This is a genomic window from Moraxella nonliquefaciens (assembly GCF_001679005.1).
GTDB classification, from domain to species: Bacteria; Pseudomonadota; Gammaproteobacteria; order Pseudomonadales; family Moraxellaceae; genus Moraxella; species Moraxella nonliquefaciens.
The window spans coordinates 1-578 of record NZ_LXTW01000026.1 but is presented as its reverse complement, the minus strand read 5'-3'; the positions used below and the strand labels follow the sequence as shown (position 1 = coordinate 578).

General features: G+C 40.3%; 1 pseudogene. It reads right to left on the bottom strand.

Annotated features, from left to right (window positions below):
• Window positions 1–578: pseudogene (locus A7456_RS11765) on the bottom strand (hypothetical protein); the annotation flags it as partial.

Below are 578 nucleotides of genomic sequence, written 5' to 3'. Positions count from 1 at the left end.
TGAGTAACATGCAAATAATAAAACTGATGACAATCCTTACCTGCACGGCAGTTTGCATAAGCCGTATCAAACACCTTATCTCTTTGCTTACTAAGATTTTCAAGATTTTGTATTTCTTGTGTAATTTCTGCACATCTTTGAGATACACAATTGCCATAAGCGTTAGAGAGTCTAGACTTTTGTTTTCTTAACTCTGTCAATCTTTCATTCTCCCTATGACTCAAATAATTCCACTGCACCTGCCCCACATTGTTAGCAGTACTTGCAGTATCACCACCAACGGTTGCACCAATGCCTGCTGATAGAGCAAGTAGGGCAGTATCTCTGACTTCTTTGTCAAAACCTTGTTCTTTTAGATACTCATCAATCTTTGGGATGGTGTAAGCGGTTGTGCCTGCTGATAGTCCACCCTCCACCGTCCCTGTGGCAAGCAGTCCCATTGCTGTATGTAGTGCGGTGCGATAAACCCCACCTTCACTCCATTTATCAATCTCTTTGATGGTATTTTGATATTCATCAGAGGTGATGTCAATGTTTTTGTTATTAAGTTCGTCTAGGTTTTGAATGAGTTTAAAAGC